Source organism: Sphingomonas abaci (genome assembly GCF_014199625.1).
GTDB lineage: Bacteria > Pseudomonadota > Alphaproteobacteria > Sphingomonadales > Sphingomonadaceae > Sphingomonas > Sphingomonas abaci.
On the sequence record NZ_JACHNY010000007.1, the window covers coordinates 136,197 to 150,800 of the forward strand.

Sequence of the window (14,604 nt, forward strand, 5' to 3'; positions counted from 1 at the left end):
ATCATGCGCGCCAGTCGCCCGCCGCCGCCATCCACAGCGCCACCGCCGCCGCCGCCGCCGTGTCGGCGCGCAGGATGCGGGGGCCGAGCGCGACGCCGACCGCCGCCGGATGCGCCCGTATCGACGCGCGCTCCTCGGCGTCGAAGCCGCCCTCCGGCCCGATCAGGATCGCCGCCGGGCCGGGCCGGGCCGCCATCGCGTCGAACGCCGGCTCGCCCCCCGTCTCGTCGGCGAAGAACAGCGCGCGCTCCGCCGGCCAGTCGCGCAGGAGCGCCGGCAGCTTCATGGGTTCGGCGAGTTGGGGCAGCGCGGTGCGGTCGCACTGCTCCGCCGCCTCGACCAGATGCGCGCGCAGCCGCTCGCCATTGGGCTTGTCGACCACGGTGCGCCGGGTGACGACCGGGACCAGCCGGGCGACGCCCAGCTCGCACGCCTTCTCCGCCATCCAGTCGACCCGCCCCTTCTTCAGCGGCGCGGCGCACAGCCACAGGTCGGGCACCGGCTCGCGCGGGCGGAGCAACGTGTCGACGGAGAGCGTGACGTCGCGCTTGCCGGCCGCCGCCACGGTGGCGAGCCATTCGCCGGTGCGGTCGTCGAACAGCTTGACCGGCGCGCCCGGCTTCAGCCGCATCACCGACAGCAGGTAATGCGCCGCCGGTCCGTCGAGCCGGCGTGGGCCGGCGGCGAGTTCCTCGTCGACGAACAGCCGCGGCGTCGATTGGGGGGGCCAGGCGGGGGTGGCGGGCATCAGCGTCTCCGGCGGAGCAGGCGGCGACCGATCCACCAGAGCGCCGCCGACGCCACGACCGCCAGGATCGCCGCGCCCGCCACCGCCCCGGCGACGCGGAAGATCGCCCAGAACAGCGCCTCGACGAAGCGCCCGACCGCGACCGAGAGGCCGATCAAGAGGATGCGCGCCGAGGCATGATGCCCGCCGGGATAGCGGCTGATCGGGGGAGCGGCAAATCAGCCCTGGGCGCTCGTGCTGCCGCACAGGCGAGAGCCCGGGACCAAGCAGACCAACGCCTTGGCGGTTCGCGCCATCCCCGGCTCCTGCGTCCGCGGCGGCAGGCCGTTGCGCGTCGCGGAGGCCCCCTTCCGCCCGCATCGGGGCCTGGCGTCTTCGCCTGACCATCCCCCACCTCCGAGGTGACGCCGCCGCCCGCCTGCGATAAGGCCGGGCGATGACCATCGGCATCGTTCCCGACAGCGAGCATCGCGGGCTCGTCGCGCGCCTCCCTGCGACCCTGCGCGGGCTGGCGCTGCTCGCCCGGTTCGACCGGCCGATCGGCTGGTGGCTGCTGTTCTGGCCCGGCGCCTGGGGCGTGGCGCTCGCCGGCGGGGCGGCGACGCGCTGGCCGCTGATCCTGTGGATCCTGGTCGGATCGATCGCGATGCGCGGCGCGGGCTGCGTCTATAACGACATCGTCGACCGCGACCTGGACGCGCGCGTCGCGCGCACCGCGCTGCGTCCCATCCCCAGCGGCCTCGTCTCGCTGCGCACCGCCTGGCTGTGGCTGGTCGCGCTCAGCCTGGTCGGGCTGGTGGTGCTGGTGCAGCTCCGCCCGCTCGCCGCCGCCGTCGCGCTCGCCAGCCTGGCGCCGGTGGCGGCCTATCCGTTCATGAAGCGGATCACCTGGTGGCCGCAGGCCTGGCTGGGGCTGGTCTTCTCCTGGGCGGCGCTGGTCGGGTGGAGCGAGACGGCGGGCGACCTGTCCGCGCCCGTCTGGTGGCTCTACCTGGGCGCGATCCTGTGGGTGATCGGCTACGACACCATCTATGCCTTGCAGGACCGGGAGGACGACGCGCTGATCGGGGTCCGTTCCTCCGCGCTCCGGATGGGCCGCCGGGTGCGCGGCGGCGTCGCGGGCTTCTATGCCGGCGCGCTCCTCGCCTGGGGGCTGGCGATCTGGAGCGTGCGGCCCGACCCGCTGGCGGTCGCCGCGCTGGTCCCGGCGGCGGTCCATCTCGGCTGGCAGGTCGCGACGCTCCGGCCCGACGACGGCGCCGGGGCGCTGGCCCGGTTCCGCAGCAACCGCTTCGCCGGCCTGCTGCTGTTCCTCGCCTTTCTGGTCGTCGGCCTCAGCCGTTAGGTTGCGCGAGGGAAGGCCCGCCCTTAAGTCCGAGGGCATGTTGTCCCCCGACCAGGCGCGCGATCGCGCCCAAGACATCGTCACGCGCGCCACCCGGGCCGGTGCCGATGCCGCCGATGCCGTGTTCGCCGCCGACAGCGCGCTGGAGATTTCGGTGCGGCTCGGCAAGCTGGAGGATGTCGGCCGGTCGGAAAGCGCCGAACTGGGCCTGCGCGTCTTTGTCGGCCGGCGATCCGCCAGCGTGTCCACCTCCGACCTGTCGGATGCGGCGCTGGGCGCGCTGGTCGAGCGCGCCGTCGCGATGGCGCGCGAGGCGCCGGAGGATCGCTGGGCCGGCCTCGCCCCCGCCGAACGGCTGCTGCACGGCGCGCCGCCGCAGCTCGACCTGGACGACCAGGCGAACGGCCAGCCGGAGCCCGCGCCCGAGGCCCTGCGCGACCTGGCGCTGGCGGCCGAGGATGCGGCGCGCGCCGTCCCCGGGGTCACCAACAGCGAGGGCGGCGGGGCCAGCGCTTCGCGCAGCCTGTGGGCGCTGGCCACCTCGACCGGTTTCGCGGGCGCCTATGCCGCGACCGGATACGGCCTGTCGGCGAGCGTGCTGGCCGGCGAGGGCAGCGGGATGCAGCGCGACTATGCGCATCACGGGGCGCGCAAGCGCCAGCATCTCGACAGCCCCGAGGCGATCGGCCGCGAAGCGGGCGAGCGCGCGGTCGCGCGGCTGAACCCGGGCCGCCCGGCCAGCGGCGCGATGCCGGTGGTGTTCGACCCGCGCGTTGGCGGATCGCTGGTCGGCCATCTGGTCGGCGCGATCGGCGGCGCCGCGATCACCCGCCGGACCAGTTTCCTGCTCGATTCGCTCGGGCAACCGGTGCTGTCGCCCGGCCTGTCGGTGCGCGACGATCCGCATCGCCCGCACGGTTTGCGCTCACGCCCGTTCGATGGCGAGGGACTGGCCGTCTCCCCCACCGCGATCGTCGAGGACGGGGTGCTCGAGACCTGGCTGCTCGACTCCGCCGCCGCGCGGCAATTGGGGCTGGAGCCGACCGGCCATGCCAGCCGCGGCGTCGGCGGCGCGCCGGGCGTTTCGACCAGCAACCTCTATCTCGACGGCGGCAAGCTGCCGGTCGGGACGCTGATCGGCGACATCGCCGAGGGCGTCTATGTCACCGAGCTGATCGGCATGGGCGTCAACGGCGTCACCGGCGACTATAGCCGGGGCGCGGCCGGCTTCCTGATCCGGAACGGCGAAATCGCCGGCCCGGTGGCGGAATTCACCATCGCCGGCAATCTCAAGGAGATGTTCCTGGCGATGACCGCCGCGAACGACCTGCGCTTCCGCTACGGCGTCAACGTGCCGACGCTGCGCATCGACGGGATGACGGTCGCGAGTGCCTGACCGCTATCTCCTGGCGGCGGCGGTCGATATCGCACGCGAGGCGGGGCAGATGGCGCTCGCCCGCTGGCGCACCGATTTCCGCCGCTGGGAGAAGGAGCCGGGCAGCCCGGTGTGCGAGGTCGACCTCGACGTCGACCGGATGCTGCGCGCGCGACTCGCCGCGCTGTTGCCGGATGCCGGCTGGCTGTCGGAGGAGACCGCCGACGCGCCCGACCGGCTGGCGCAGCGACGCGTCTGGGTGGTCGATCCGATCGACGGCACACGCGACTATATCCGGGGTCGCGACGGCTGGTGCGTGTCGATCGCCCTGGTCGAGGACGGGCATCCGGTGTTCGCGGTGCTCGATGCCCCCGCCCGACGAGAGAGCTGGGTGGCGGAGGCAGGGCGCGGCGCGTGGCGCAATGGCGTCGCGCTGGCTGTCGGCGACCGGGTGGAACTGGCGGGCACGCGGGTGCCCGCCGATGCGCTGCCCAAGGCGGACCGCGACTTCGTGCTGGTCGACAAGCCCAATTCGATCGCGCTGCGGATCGCCATGGTCGCGGCGGACGAGGCCGATCTGGTCGCGACGCTGCGCTGGGGCAATGAATGGGACATCGCCGCAGCCGTGCTGGTCGCCAGCGAGGCGGGCGCGGGCGTGTCCGACGCGCTGGGCCAGGCGCTGATGTTCAACAAGCCTGATCCGCGCGCCTTCGGCGTGTTGGTCGCCGCGCCCGGCATCCAGCAGGCGGCGATCGCCCGTCTGGAGGAACGCGCCCGCACGCTGTCGGCGGGGTAGCGGGCGCCATCCGTCTTCGCGCCTTCGCGTGACCGTCCTTCCCGATCATTCTTCCGCGAAGCGATAGGGCGACAGGCCGCGTTCGCGGTCCTGCACGATCCGCGCCCGGCCAGCCGGCGGGGCGGAGCGTTGCGGGCAATCGGCGCGCAGGCAGGCGCGGCAGCCCAGCCCGATCGGCGTCGCCGGCCCCGCGGGGTCGATCCCGCGCGCCGCGTGCAGGCCGGCGACATGCTGCGCGGCGACGCCCAGGCCGATCGCATGTTCGGCCGGCACCGCCTCCGCCCCGACCACCGGCGCGCCCGGCGCGGGCGTGCTGCGCGCCAGCGTGATCCAGCGCGCGCCGTCCTCCAGCTCGACCATCTGCACCGCCAGCGTCCCCGGCCGGTCGAAGGCGTGATGCAATCGCCATAACGGACAGCGCCCCGCCGCCTCGACCAGCACGGCGCCGCTCGCCCCGGCCAGCCGCTCGGCCACCTGCCCGGCCCGGTCGATGCGCAGGAGGAAGAAGGGCAGCCCGCGCGCGCCCACCCGTTGCAGGGTGGTCAGCCGCCGCGCCACTTGGTCGAAGCTGGCGCCGAACCGCCGCTCCAGGATCGGCACGTCATAGCCGCTCGCCTCGCAGGCGCGCAGGAAGCGGGCATAGGGCATCATCACCGCGCCGGCGAAATAGCCGAGCAGATGCTGGCGGAACAGGCGCTCCGCCGTCCGCTCGGCGAAGCCCGCGCCGCGCGCCAGCGCGTCGACCTCGCCGCGCGCCTCCAGCCCGCCCAGTTGATGCGCCAGCGCGAAGATCCGCTCGGCCGGGGCCAGCCGCTCGCTGATCTGAAGCTGGCGGGCGTGCAGGTCGAGCCGGCGGAGCAGGTCGGGCATCACCTCGACCGGCAGGATGCGGATCGACAGGCCGTGACGGACGCGCAACCGCTCGACCAGCGCGCCGTACAGGTCCGCCCCGCTCAGCCGCAATTCGTCCGCTAGCGCCTCCGCCATGGCGTCGAGATCGGCGAAATGGTTGCGCCAGCGGTCGATCTCGCGCCGCGCGAGCAGCATCGGATCGTCATCCTCCACCCCGCCCGGCGCACCGCCACCGCCGCCGATCCGGTCGAAGGCGCGCGCGAAGGCCTCCGCCCCGCCCGGCGCCGCCGCCAGCCATTCCTCCACCTCGTGCCGGTCGATCGCCAGGTCGGCGAACAGCGGGTCGGCCAGCCGCCGCCGGATCGCCTCCGCCCCGCCCCCCGGCTCGTCGCCGCCAAGACCGCGCGGGTCGAAGTCGAACCGCTCCGCCATCGCCACCAGCAGGGCGGCGGGCAAGGCGCGCTGGTTGCGCTCGATCAGGTTCAGATAGCTGGGCGAGATCGCCAGCATCTCCGCCATGGCCGCCTGGGTCAGGCCGGTGCGACGGCGCAGGCGGCGGACCGCATGTCCGGCGAAGAGCTTGTCGCGTGCCATCCCGATCCTGTCGATAAGTTTACAACATGACGGATAATAGCGCGAGAATGCCGACCTCGCGACACGAAAGCAGCGCGAAATCGACTGATCAACGGTGATTCGGTGGATTACACCACAATGCATCCGGCGGACTGATCCGCCAGAGCGAAGGAGGTTTTCCGATGCCGAACGAACCGCAACGCAGCCGCGCCGTCTTCTCGACGGAGGATTTCGGCCTGATGAAGGAGGCGGTCGCCGATTATGTCCGCCGCATCGCCGACGATCCGCGCTCGGTTAAGTTCTCCAATCTCTACCACCGGCTCGGCCGGCTCGGCTGACCGCCGCGGCTGTCGCTTCCGCCTGCGTTCCGGCGAAGGCCGGAACCCAGGGTTCCACGAAACCACGCCTCTCCGGTCCGCGTGGCTCCCGTGCTCCTGCCGTTGCAGGAGCATGGTCGGCTCCGTCGCGGACACGCCCCCTCACGACAGGACTCCATCGATGACCTACCAGGAACAGACCAGCCAGATCCGCCGACTGGTCGAGGACCATCAGGGCACCTGGGACGGCATCGACCCGGATGCCGTCGCCCGGATGCGCGCGCAGAACCGGTTCCGCACCGGCCTCGACATCGCGCGCCACACCGCGGCGATCCTGCGGCGCGACATGGCCGCCTATGACAGCGATCCGGCGCGCTACACCCAGTCGCTGGGCTGCTGGCACGGTTTCATCGGACAGCAGAAGATCATCAGCATCAAAAAGCATTTCGGCAGCACTGAAGGCCGCTATCTCTATCTGTCCGGCTGGATGATCGCGGCGCTGCGCAGCCAGTTCGGCCCCCTGCCCGACCAGTCGATGCACGAGAAGACCAGCGTGCCGGCGCTGATCGAGGAACTCTACACCTTCCTCCGCCAGGCCGATGCGCGCGAATTGGGGATGATGTTTCGCGACCTCGACGCGGCGCGCGCCGCCGGCAACGAGATCGAGGCGCAACGGCTGCTCCACGCGATCGACCACCACGAAACGCATGTCGTGCCGATCATCGCCGATATTGATGCCGGCTTCGGCAATGCCGAGGCGACCTATCTGCTCGCCCGCAAAATGATCGAGGCCGGCGCCTGCGCGCTCCAGATCGAGAACCAGGTCAGCGACGAGAAGCAGTGCGGCCATCAGGACGGCAAGGTCACCGTGCCGCACGAGGACTTCCTGGCGAAGATCCGCGCCTGCCGCTACGCCTTCCTGGAGCTGGGCGTCGAGGACGGCATCATCGTCGCGCGCACCGATTCGCTGGGCGCGGGGCTGACCAAGCAGATCGCCTATTCGCGCGCGGCGGGCGACCTGGGCGACCAGTACAACGCCTTCCTCGATTGCGAGCCGGTGACCGACATCGCCACCCTGCGCGGCGATGTGGTGATCGAGCGCGACGGGCAGTTGATGCGGCCCAAGCGGCTGCCCTCCAACCTGTACCAGTTCCGCGCCGGCACCGGCGAGGATCGCTGCGTGCTCGACTGCATCACCGCGCTCCGGAACGGCGCGGACCTGCTGTGGATCGAGACGGAGAAGCCGCATATCGAGCAGATCGCCGCCATGGTCGACCGCATCCGCGCGGTCGTGCCCGACGCCAAGCTGGTCTACAACAACTCGCCCAGCTTCAACTGGACGCTCAACTTCCGCCAGCAGGTCTATGATGCCTGGGACGCGGCGGGGCGCGACCTGTCCGCCTATGACCGGGCGCGGCTGATGAGCGTCGACTATGACGAGACCCCGCTGGCGCAGGAAGCGGACGAGCGCATCCGTACCTTCCAGCGCGACGCCTCGGCGCGGGCGGGCATCTTCCACCACCTCATCACGCTGCCGACCTATCACACCGCCGCCTTGTCGACCGATCATCTGGCGCGCGACTATTTCGGCGAGGCGGGGATGCTGGGCTATGTGCGCGGCGTCCAGCGGGTGGAAATCCGCGAGGGGATCGCCTGTGTCCGCCACCAGAACATGTCCGGCTCCGACATCGGCGACGATCACAAGGAGTATTTCGCGGGCGAGGCGGCGCTGAAGGCGGGCGGCGTCCACAACACGATGAACCAGTTCGCGGCCTGAGGCCTCACCGCTGCGACCACATCCCGCACGCCTTACGCATCACCCCGGCGGCGGCGGGGGTCCCGTTGCGGAACGCTGGTACGAGACCAGGAACGTTCCGTGACGGGACCCCCGCCTCTGCCGGGGTCGATGGTCGTCAGGAAGGCTGACCGTTGAAAGGCCCCGCCTTCGCCGGAACGACAGGATGGGCAAGGAAGGGGCCGGACGCCCTCCTCATGCCGCCGAGATGCTGGCCCAGGCGGCGGCGATCTCGGCCATGCTGTCGGCGGTGGCGCGGAACGGGGCCGGATCGTCGTCCAGCGCGGCCTGGACGATCTGGCTGCGGGTGCCGGCATAAAGCCGCGCCAGCGTCTTCGACACGTCGCCGCCCTGGTCGAAGTCGAGCCCCGTCTCCAACGCGAACAGGATGGCGGTGGCGCGGGTGACGCGGTCGCTCTTCACCCGGTGCTGGCGATGCTCCGCCGCGCAGGCCGCCGCGCGCAGCGCCGCCACCAGCTCGGCATAGAGGAGCTGGACCAGCTTCGGCCCGGTCGCCGCCTGGGCGGTGCGGCCGGCGGCGTCGATCTCGCGATAGGTCGCCCAGGGGTCGCGGAGCAGGGTGGAGGCATAGGCCATCAGTCGTTGCCCTTCGTCCACTGCGCGATCTGCTGGGTCATGAACGCCTGGGTCGCCTTGTACGCCGCGACGCGCGCGTCCATCGCCGCGAACTGGCTGGTGAGCCGCGTCGACAGCATCGTGGCCGCATCGCTCGCCTTGGTCTTGGCGTCGGCCAGATCGCTCTGCTGCTTGGTATAGCGCGCGGTCGAGGCGTCGAGCCCGGCATTCTTGTCGGTCAGCTTGCCCGTCACCGCCGACAAGGCCGCCGACAGGCCGCCGCCGCTCGCGCCCGTGCCATCGGCGAACAGCGCCTCGACCGCCGCCGGATCGGCCGCGATCGCCTTGTTGAAGGTGGCGGTGTTGAACGACAGGGTGCCGTCACGATTGGTCGACACGCCGATATCAGCCAGCGTCTGCGGCCCGCCGCCGGTGGCGGTCGCCAGCTTCGTGGTGGTCAGCGCGCCCAACGCGCGCATCATCGCGGTGGCGGCGCTGTCGGTCTTCAGCACGCCGTCGGTGACGTTGGTCTCCTCGGCGATCACCGCCTTCACCTGGTTGAAGGTGTCGACGAAATCCTGCGCCGCCTGCATCAGGCTGTTGGACGGGCTGGCGGTGCCGATCGTCACCGTGCCGGTCGATTGCAGCTCCAGCTTCACGCCGTCAAACAGGTTGTTGATCGTGTTGCTGCTGCGCGTGAAGCGCGCCCCGTCCAGCATCACCACCGCATCCTGCGCGGCGGTGCCGACCGTGGTGCCGGTCGCGTTCGGCCCGACCGACAGCGTCGACAGGGCCAAGCCTTCGCCGCCGGCATCGCTGCCGGTGATCTCGAACGCCTGGGACGCGCCGGTCGCGCCCTTGATCGTCAGCCGCTGGCCATTGCCGTCGCTGATCACGCTGGCGGACAGGCCGGTCTTCTCCTTGATCTGCGCGGCGATGTCGCTGAGCGTCGCGCCGGCGGCGATGTCGACCGAGACGGTACGGGTCGCCGACAGGCTGGTCGAGCCGTCCGCGCCGGTCACGTAGCTGCCGGTCACGACCGACAGCGTGCCGCCGCGGAACCCCTCCGTCGCGCCGACCGGCATATTGGTGGTCGCGGCCTGCGCGGCGGCAAGCTGGGTCACGTCGATCTTGGCGCTGATCCCGGCGACCTTGGCGCCCGACAGCCGGCTCACCGCCGCGACGGCGGTGTTGGAGCTGGTCGGCTGGGTGGCGAGCGAACCGCCCTTGACCAACTGGCGCAGCGCCGAATCGAAGCCGGTGATGCCGCTCTTCAGCTTGGCGAGCCCGCTGATCTGCGCGGTCAGCGTGTCCTGGCGGGCGGTGAACTGGCTGGTCTTGGCGGCATATTGCGCATCGACCAGCGAGGCGACCAGCGCCTTCAGGTCGATGCCCGACCCCACGCCCAACGACTGGGTGATGGAGGAGGAGCCACTGGTCGCCGAAGTCGTACTGGTCATCACCCGTCCCTTGTCTGACCGGGGAAACGGCCGGCGTGCCGTATCCTTTAGGCTTTATTGCTTCGCGCCATTCTCGTCGAAGCGCGCCGTGTCGGGCACCTCGACGGGCGGCAGCGGCGCGGCGCCGCCGCCGGCCTGCGCGTTCAGCCCGAAGACGAAGGCGAGCACGGTGGCGATCGCCACGTACAGGTCGTCGCGCACCTCCTGCCCCTCGCGGCTGGTGTAGTAGACCGCGCGGGCGAGCGCGGGATATTCCAGGATCGGCACCGCCATCTCGCCGGCGATCTCGCGAATGGCCAGCGCGGTCGCGCCCCGCCCCTTGGCGACCACCACCGGCACCTGGTCGCGACCCCGGTCGTAGCGCAGCGCCACCGCGAAATGGGTCGGGTTGGTCAAGACGACATGCGCCTCCTGCACCGCCTTGCGCGCGCCGCCGGACAGGATCGCCCGCTGGCGCGCGCGGATATGCCCCTTGGCCTCCGGCGAGCCTTCGCTTTCCTTGTGCTCGTCCTTGATCTCCTGCTTCGACATGCGCAGCTTGCGCATCCGCTGCAGCCATTGGACCGGCACGTCGATGCCGGCGATTGCGACCATGCCCAGCGCCATCGCGACCAGGATGCCGGTGAAGGTGCCGCCGACCTCGTTCAGCGCCTGGGGCAGGCTGGACGAGGACAGGCCCAGCGTCGCGCGTGACGCCTTCCACAGCATCCAGCCACCGATGCTGCCGAGCAGCACGACCTTGAGCAGCGACTTGGCCAGCTCGATCCATCCCTGCATCCCGAAGATGCGCTTCAGGCCGGAGACGGGGTTGATGCGGCTGGCCTTGGGCGCGATCAGCCCGCCGTTGAAGCCGAAATGGCCGAGCATCGCGCCCGACGCCAGGGCCGCCGCCAAGCTGATCGCGAGCAGCGAGCCGACCGGTGCGGCCAGCCGCCACCCCGCCTCCGCCAGCGGCCGCCAGGGCGAGAAATCCTCGACATCGCCACGCCCGAACTGGAAGCTGGCCGCCATCACCGCCTTGCACGCCGCGAGCAGCGCCGGCCCCATGAACAGGATCCAGCCGACCCCCGCCAGCATCACCACCGCCGCCGCCAGGTCGCGCGAGCGCCAGACATTGCCGTCCTCGACCGCCTTGTCCTGGCGCTTCTGGGTCGGGGCCTCCGTCTTTTCGCCGAATTCGTCAGCCATGCCTCATCCCAGCACCAGGGTCTGCACCGCGCCCAGGCTCTCGTGGACGATCACCTGCATGTAATCGCCCATCGCCGGGAAGGCGATCGCCAGCGCCACCACGCCGACCGCCAGACTGGCGGGCAGGCCGACCGAGAACAGGTTGAGCGCGGGGGCGGCGCGGCTCATCATGCCGACGACCAGGTTGAGGCAGAGCAGCAGGAAGCCGACCGGCAGCGCCAGCAGAAGGCCGGCGAGGAATGCGTAGCCGCCGAAAAAGGCGATCGCCTTCAGCCGGTCGACGCCCAGCCAGGCTTGGCCCGGCGGCAGCGCGGCATAGCTTTTGACCACCATGTCGACCAGCACCAGATGCCCGTCCATCGACAGGAACAGGAGCGTCAGCATGATGCTGAAGAACTGGCCCAGCGCCGGGCTCGAACGGCCGTTCTGCGGATCGATCGACGAGGCGAAGCCGATCCCCATCGCGCCGCCGATCAGTTCGGAGGCGATGAGCGGCGCGGCGAAGGCGATCTGGAGGATGAAGCCCATCGCGAAGCCGACCAGCGCCTCCGCGGCGATCGACAGGAAGGTGGCGACCGCGAACACGCTGGGCGGCGGCGCGATGCTGTTCGTCGCCAGCACCAGCACGCCGATCGCGCCGGACAGCGAGACGCGGACCAGGAGCGGCAGGCTGACCGAGCCGAACACCGGGGCCGCCACGAACGCCGCGCCGATCCTGACCATCACGAACAGGAGCGCCCAGAGCTGTGGCTCGATCGAGAGGCCGAAGCCCAGCATCCGGCCTTACTTCACCAGGTCCGGGATGCGTTCGAACATCTGCACGGTGAAATCGGACAGAAGGCCCAGGATCAGCCCGCCGAAGATCAGGATCGACAGCGCCACCACGACCAGCTTGGGCACGAAGGTGAGCGTCTGCTCGTTGATCGAGGTCGCCGCCTGCACCATGCCCAGGATCAGCCCGGCGAGCAGCGCCGGCACCAGGATCGGCGCGGCCGCCAGCGCCAGCACCCACATGGTCTGGTTGGCGATGGTCAGGAAGTAATCGGCGTCCATGTCCTCAAGTCCCGCTTCAAAGGGTGAGCCGCGTCGCGCCCGTGCGCCTGCGCAGGCAAGAGCCCAGGGTTCCGCGCACCGTCCGGCATCGTTCCGCTTGGCCCCAAGCTCCCGCCGGCGCAGGAGCATGGCGGCCCTCAGGTCGCGAAGGAGTTGGCGAGGCTGCCCATGGTCAGCGCCCAGCCGTCGACCAGAACGAACAGCAGCAGCTTGAACGGCAGCGAGATGATCGTCGGCGACAGCATCGCCATGCCCAGGCTCATCAGCACCGTCGCCACGATCAGATCGATGACGATGAAGGGCAGGAAGATCAGGAAGCCGATCTGGAACGCGGTCTTCAGCTCCGAGGTGACGAAGGCCGGCAGCAGCACCGCGAACGGGATGTCGTTGGGCGAGGCATAGGGGCCCGACTTGGCCATCTCGGCGAACATCGTCACGTCCTTGACCCGCGTCTGCTTGGTCATGAACTGGTGGAGCGGCGCGGCCGCGGTCTGGATCATCTGCGTGCCGGCCAGTTGCCCGGCGGCATAGGGCTGGATCGCCTGGGCGTTGATCTGGCTGATCGTCGGCGCCATCACGAACAGGCTGAGGAACAGCGACAGGCCGATCAGCACCTGATTGGGCGGCGTCTGCTGCAGGCCGAGCGCCTGGCGCAGCACCGCCAGCACGATGATGATCCGCGTGAAGCTGGTCATCATCAAGAGGATGCCCGGCAGGATCGTCAACAGCCCCATGATGATGAGGACCTGGAGCGACAGGCTGAGCGGCGCGGACTGGCCCTGTTGCTGGCCGCCGAGCTGGCCCAGCGCGCGGTCGACCGCGTCGCCCACGCCCGGCACCGGCGCGCCCGGCGCCCCGACCGGCGCCGCCGCGGGGGCGGCCTGCGCGAAGGCGGGCATCGCGACCAGCAGCGCGACGACCAGCGCCAGCGCGATCCAGACCAGGGTCAGGGCACGCGACCGGGTCCCGTCACGCGCTGGCCGACCGGTGCGGACCAGCGCGGGACCGATGCCGCTGCGCGTCACGGAAATGCTCATGCGTCCACCTTGTCGACCAGCGACACGCCGCCCCGGCCAACCGACACGAGCAGCCGCCGTCCCTCGAACTCCACCACCGCCAGACGCAGGCCCGGCGAGATCATCATGGTCTCCTTCACCGCGATCAGCCGCGTCGCCGGCCGGCCGGGGATCCGGCTCTCCAGCCGCCGCCACAGATAGAGGCAGCCGATCATCAGGCCGCAGACCAGCGGCAAGAGGATGACGAGCTTCAGGATGTACGACCACAGCATCGGATCAGCCCCGCAGCCCGCCGGATTTGTCGGGCGAGACCAGCTCGGTCATCCGCACGCCGAACCGGTCGCCCACCGTCACCACCTCGCCCCGGCCGATCAGCGTGCCGTTGACGAACACGTCGAGCAGCTCGTTGGCCTGGCGGTCCAGCTCGATCACGCTGCCCTCGCCCAGCGCGAGGAGTTCGCGCAGCGACAAATGGGTCGAGCCGATCTCGACGGTCAGCTTGACGTCGACATCCTGCAGCAGCCGGAAATTGGCGGCGACCGCGGCGTCCACCGGGAACTGGCCGGTCATCTGGTTCATGGGTTCAATCCTTCGGGAAGGGCAAGCGCGGTGAGGCGGATGGCGGCATGGCCGTTCGAGACGCCGACGGTGCCGTGACCCAGCCGGTCGCCGCCGACCATCACCGGCACGTCGGCCGCGATCTGGATCGGGATGACGTCGCCGGGCTTCAGGTCCATCAGCAGTTGGAGCGAGACGACCGGCTCGGCGAGCACCGAGCGGACCGGGAAGCGCACCGCCATCGCGGCGCGGGTCAGCTGGGTGCGCCAGACCGGATCGGGCTCGGCCTTGTCCAGCACCTTGCCAGTCAGGGTCGGCGCATGCGGCTTGAGCGGCGCGACCGGGTAGAGCAGGTCGAGCGTCAGCGGCGATGCACTGTCCGCGTCGATCGTGAAGCGGGTCAGGATCACCGCATCCTCGCCGTCCAGGTCGGCGCCCGTCTCCGGCGCGCCGGCGGCGAAGGCCATGCGGGTCAGCGGCTCCCACGCCTGGGCCAGCGGCGCGGCCAGCATCTCGGCGACGCGGCGGCCCATGGCGAGCGCGGCGGGCGAGAATTCGGTCGGCAGCGTCGCCGGCGCGGCGCCGGTGCCGCCGAAGAATTGGTCGAGCAGCTGGAGCAGCGTGGCCCCGTCCAGCACCGCGAAGGCGCGCACCGATCCCGAATCCGCCGCGAAGGGCAGCCAGACCGCGAGCGCGTCGCCGCGTTCCGCCCGATAATCGGCGAAGCGCTGCACCACCAGCGGCTCGGCCGCGCAGCGCAGCTCGCGCCGCAAAAGCCGTTCCCAGATCGGGCGGATGCCGCGCGCCAGCCGCGCCGACAGATGCTGGAGCGTGTGCAGGTCGCCAAAGGGATTGAGGGGCGCCGCCCCCAGCGTCGCCGCTTCCGCATCCGGCGCGGGGGTGCGGCGGCGCGGGCGCTGATCGCTGATCGGTGAGGCGGCGTTAACCATGT

Annotated in this window: 17 protein-coding genes; 5 read left to right on the top strand and 12 right to left on the bottom strand. The window is 71.0% G+C overall.

Annotated features, from left to right (window positions below; translation table 11 throughout):
* Nucleotide 1: 1 nt before the first annotated feature.
* Together GGQ96_RS15945 and GGQ96_RS15950 are read right to left on the bottom strand one after the other, a co-directional pair.
* Entirely contained in the window at nucleotides 2-748 is a 747-nt protein-coding gene (locus tag GGQ96_RS15945; RefSeq protein ID WP_184116540.1) for a 16S rRNA (uracil(1498)-N(3))-methyltransferase, read from the bottom strand.
* Nucleotides 748-906, bottom strand: coding sequence for a hypothetical protein (locus GGQ96_RS15950; protein ID WP_184116541.1), 159 nt, complete (start codon nucleotides 904-906; stop codon nucleotides 748-750). Before GGQ96_RS15950 ends, GGQ96_RS15945 begins: the two co-directional genes overlap by 1 nt.
* 278 nt (nucleotides 907-1,184) lie before the next feature.
* Between GGQ96_RS15950 and ubiA the strand changes: the two genes are divergently transcribed.
* Genes ubiA through GGQ96_RS15965 form a run of 3 tightly spaced genes read left to right on the top strand, consistent with a single transcriptional unit; the run spans nucleotide 1,185 to nucleotide 4,264 of the window.
* Nucleotides 1,185-2,093 carry a 4-hydroxybenzoate octaprenyltransferase gene (ubiA, locus tag GGQ96_RS15955; protein WP_184116542.1) on the top strand — a complete coding sequence of 303 codons (909 nt, stop codon included), beginning with the start codon at nucleotides 1,185-1,187 and terminating at the stop codon, nucleotides 2,091-2,093.
* 37 nt (nucleotides 2,094-2,130) lie between these two features.
* On the top strand, nucleotides 2,131-3,489 hold the full coding sequence (locus GGQ96_RS15960) for a TldD/PmbA family protein (protein ID WP_184116543.1): 1,359 nt from the start codon (nucleotides 2,131-2,133) through the stop codon (nucleotides 3,487-3,489).
* On the top strand, nucleotides 3,482-4,264 hold the full coding sequence (locus tag GGQ96_RS15965; protein WP_184116544.1) for an inositol monophosphatase family protein: 783 nt from the start codon (nucleotides 3,482-3,484) through the stop codon (nucleotides 4,262-4,264). The genes GGQ96_RS15960 and GGQ96_RS15965 overlap by 8 nt, the downstream gene beginning before the upstream one ends.
* A gap of 45 nt (nucleotides 4,265-4,309) precedes the next feature.
* Here the strand turns inward: GGQ96_RS15965 and GGQ96_RS15970 are convergent, their stop codons facing one another.
* Nucleotides 4,310-5,710, bottom strand: a complete 1,401-nt coding sequence (locus GGQ96_RS15970) for a helix-turn-helix domain-containing protein (protein ID WP_184116545.1) — start codon at nucleotides 5,708-5,710, stop codon at nucleotides 4,310-4,312.
* Nucleotides 5,711-5,871: 161 nt separating this feature from the next.
* Between GGQ96_RS15970 and GGQ96_RS15975 the strand changes: the two genes are divergently transcribed.
* Nucleotides 5,872-6,027, top strand: a complete 156-nt coding sequence (locus GGQ96_RS15975; RefSeq protein WP_184116546.1) for a hypothetical protein — start codon at nucleotides 5,872-5,874, stop codon at nucleotides 6,025-6,027.
* A 160-nt stretch (nucleotides 6,028-6,187) separates the two neighbouring features.
* A complete protein-coding gene (locus tag GGQ96_RS15980) occupies nucleotides 6,188-7,783 on the top strand; it encodes an isocitrate lyase (protein WP_184116547.1) in 1,596 nt (531 codons plus the stop codon).
* 213 nt (nucleotides 7,784-7,996) lie between these two features.
* Here GGQ96_RS15980 and GGQ96_RS15985 read toward each other — a convergent pair whose 3' ends face one another.
* The 9 genes from GGQ96_RS15985 to GGQ96_RS16025 form a co-directional block, all read right to left on the bottom strand.
* On the bottom strand, nucleotides 7,997-8,398 hold the full coding sequence (locus tag GGQ96_RS15985) for a flagellar protein FliS (RefSeq protein ID WP_184116548.1): 402 nt from the start codon (nucleotides 8,396-8,398) through the stop codon (nucleotides 7,997-7,999).
* The gene (gene fliD, locus GGQ96_RS15990; protein ID WP_184116549.1) at nucleotides 8,398-9,837 is read right to left on the bottom strand and encodes a flagellar filament capping protein FliD; all 1,440 of its coding nucleotides are present in this window, start codon (nucleotides 9,835-9,837) and stop codon (nucleotides 8,398-8,400) included. The genes GGQ96_RS15985 and fliD overlap by 1 nt, the downstream gene beginning before the upstream one ends.
* Before the next feature lie 54 nt (nucleotides 9,838-9,891).
* Nucleotides 9,892-11,025 carry an EscU/YscU/HrcU family type III secretion system export apparatus switch protein gene (locus tag GGQ96_RS15995; protein ID WP_184116550.1) on the bottom strand — a complete coding sequence of 378 codons (1,134 nt, stop codon included), beginning with the start codon at nucleotides 11,023-11,025 and terminating at the stop codon, nucleotides 9,892-9,894.
* A 3-nt stretch (nucleotides 11,026-11,028) separates the two neighbouring features.
* Nucleotides 11,029-11,802, bottom strand: a complete 774-nt coding sequence (gene fliR / locus GGQ96_RS16000; RefSeq protein ID WP_184116551.1) for a flagellar biosynthetic protein FliR — start codon at nucleotides 11,800-11,802, stop codon at nucleotides 11,029-11,031.
* 6 nt (nucleotides 11,803-11,808) lie between these two features.
* Nucleotides 11,809-12,078 carry a flagellar biosynthesis protein FliQ gene (fliQ, locus tag GGQ96_RS16005; protein WP_125993583.1) on the bottom strand — a complete coding sequence of 90 codons (270 nt, stop codon included), beginning with the start codon at nucleotides 12,076-12,078 and terminating at the stop codon, nucleotides 11,809-11,811.
* 137 nt (nucleotides 12,079-12,215) lie between these two features.
* Complete coding sequence (gene fliP / locus GGQ96_RS16010) at nucleotides 12,216-13,115, bottom strand: flagellar type III secretion system pore protein FliP (RefSeq protein ID WP_184116552.1); 900 nt, start codon at nucleotides 13,113-13,115, stop codon at nucleotides 12,216-12,218.
* On the bottom strand, nucleotides 13,112-13,366 hold the full coding sequence (locus tag GGQ96_RS16015; protein ID WP_184116553.1) for a FliO/MopB family protein: 255 nt from the start codon (nucleotides 13,364-13,366) through the stop codon (nucleotides 13,112-13,114). The genes fliP and GGQ96_RS16015 overlap by 4 nt, the downstream gene beginning before the upstream one ends.
* A gap of 4 nt (nucleotides 13,367-13,370) precedes the next feature.
* Nucleotides 13,371-13,673, bottom strand: a complete 303-nt coding sequence (gene fliN, locus GGQ96_RS16020; protein WP_184116554.1) for a flagellar motor switch protein FliN — start codon at nucleotides 13,671-13,673, stop codon at nucleotides 13,371-13,373.
* Nucleotides 13,670-14,602, bottom strand: a complete 933-nt coding sequence (locus tag GGQ96_RS16025) for a FliM/FliN family flagellar motor switch protein (RefSeq protein ID WP_184116555.1) — start codon at nucleotides 14,600-14,602, stop codon at nucleotides 13,670-13,672. The genes fliN and GGQ96_RS16025 overlap by 4 nt, the downstream gene beginning before the upstream one ends.
* Nucleotides 14,603-14,604 lie beyond the last annotated feature (2 nt).

Excerpts from the sequence above, each read along its gene's own strand:
- fliN (WP_184116554.1), bottom strand. The coding sequence starts at position 13,673 with ATGAACCAGATGACCGGCCAGTTCCCGGTGGACGCCGCGGTCGCCGCC.
- fliR (WP_184116551.1), bottom strand. The coding sequence starts at position 11,802 with ATGCTGGGCTTCGGCCTCTCGATCGAGCCACAGCTCTGGGCGCTCCTG.
- GGQ96_RS16015 (WP_184116553.1), bottom strand. The coding sequence starts at position 13,366 with ATGCTGTGGTCGTACATCCTGAAGCTCGTCATCCTCTTGCCGCTGGTC.
- GGQ96_RS15975 (WP_184116546.1), top strand. The coding sequence starts at position 5,872 with ATGCCGAACGAACCGCAACGCAGCCGCGCCGTCTTCTCGACGGAGGAT.
- GGQ96_RS15960 (WP_184116543.1), top strand. The coding sequence starts at position 2,131 with ATGTTGTCCCCCGACCAGGCGCGCGATCGCGCCCAAGACATCGTCACG.
- GGQ96_RS16025 (WP_184116555.1), bottom strand. The coding sequence starts at position 14,602 with ATGGTTAACGCCGCCTCACCGATCAGCGATCAGCGCCCGCGCCGCCGC.
- fliD (WP_184116549.1), bottom strand. The coding sequence starts at position 9,837 with ATGACCAGTACGACTTCGGCGACCAGTGGCTCCTCCTCCATCACCCAG.
- GGQ96_RS15945 (WP_184116540.1), bottom strand. The coding sequence starts at position 748 with ATGCCCGCCACCCCCGCCTGGCCCCCCCAATCGACGCCGCGGCTGTTC.
- ubiA (WP_184116542.1), top strand. The coding sequence starts at position 1,185 with ATGACCATCGGCATCGTTCCCGACAGCGAGCATCGCGGGCTCGTCGCG.
- fliP (WP_184116552.1), bottom strand. The coding sequence starts at position 13,115 with ATGAGCATTTCCGTGACGCGCAGCGGCATCGGTCCCGCGCTGGTCCGC.
- GGQ96_RS15985 (WP_184116548.1), bottom strand. The coding sequence starts at position 8,398 with ATGGCCTATGCCTCCACCCTGCTCCGCGACCCCTGGGCGACCTATCGC.
- GGQ96_RS15970 (WP_184116545.1), bottom strand. The coding sequence starts at position 5,710 with ATGGCACGCGACAAGCTCTTCGCCGGACATGCGGTCCGCCGCCTGCGC.
- GGQ96_RS15980 (WP_184116547.1), top strand. The coding sequence starts at position 6,188 with ATGACCTACCAGGAACAGACCAGCCAGATCCGCCGACTGGTCGAGGAC.
- GGQ96_RS15995 (WP_184116550.1), bottom strand. The coding sequence starts at position 11,025 with ATGGCTGACGAATTCGGCGAAAAGACGGAGGCCCCGACCCAGAAGCGC.
- fliQ (WP_125993583.1), bottom strand. The coding sequence starts at position 12,078 with ATGGACGCCGATTACTTCCTGACCATCGCCAACCAGACCATGTGGGTG.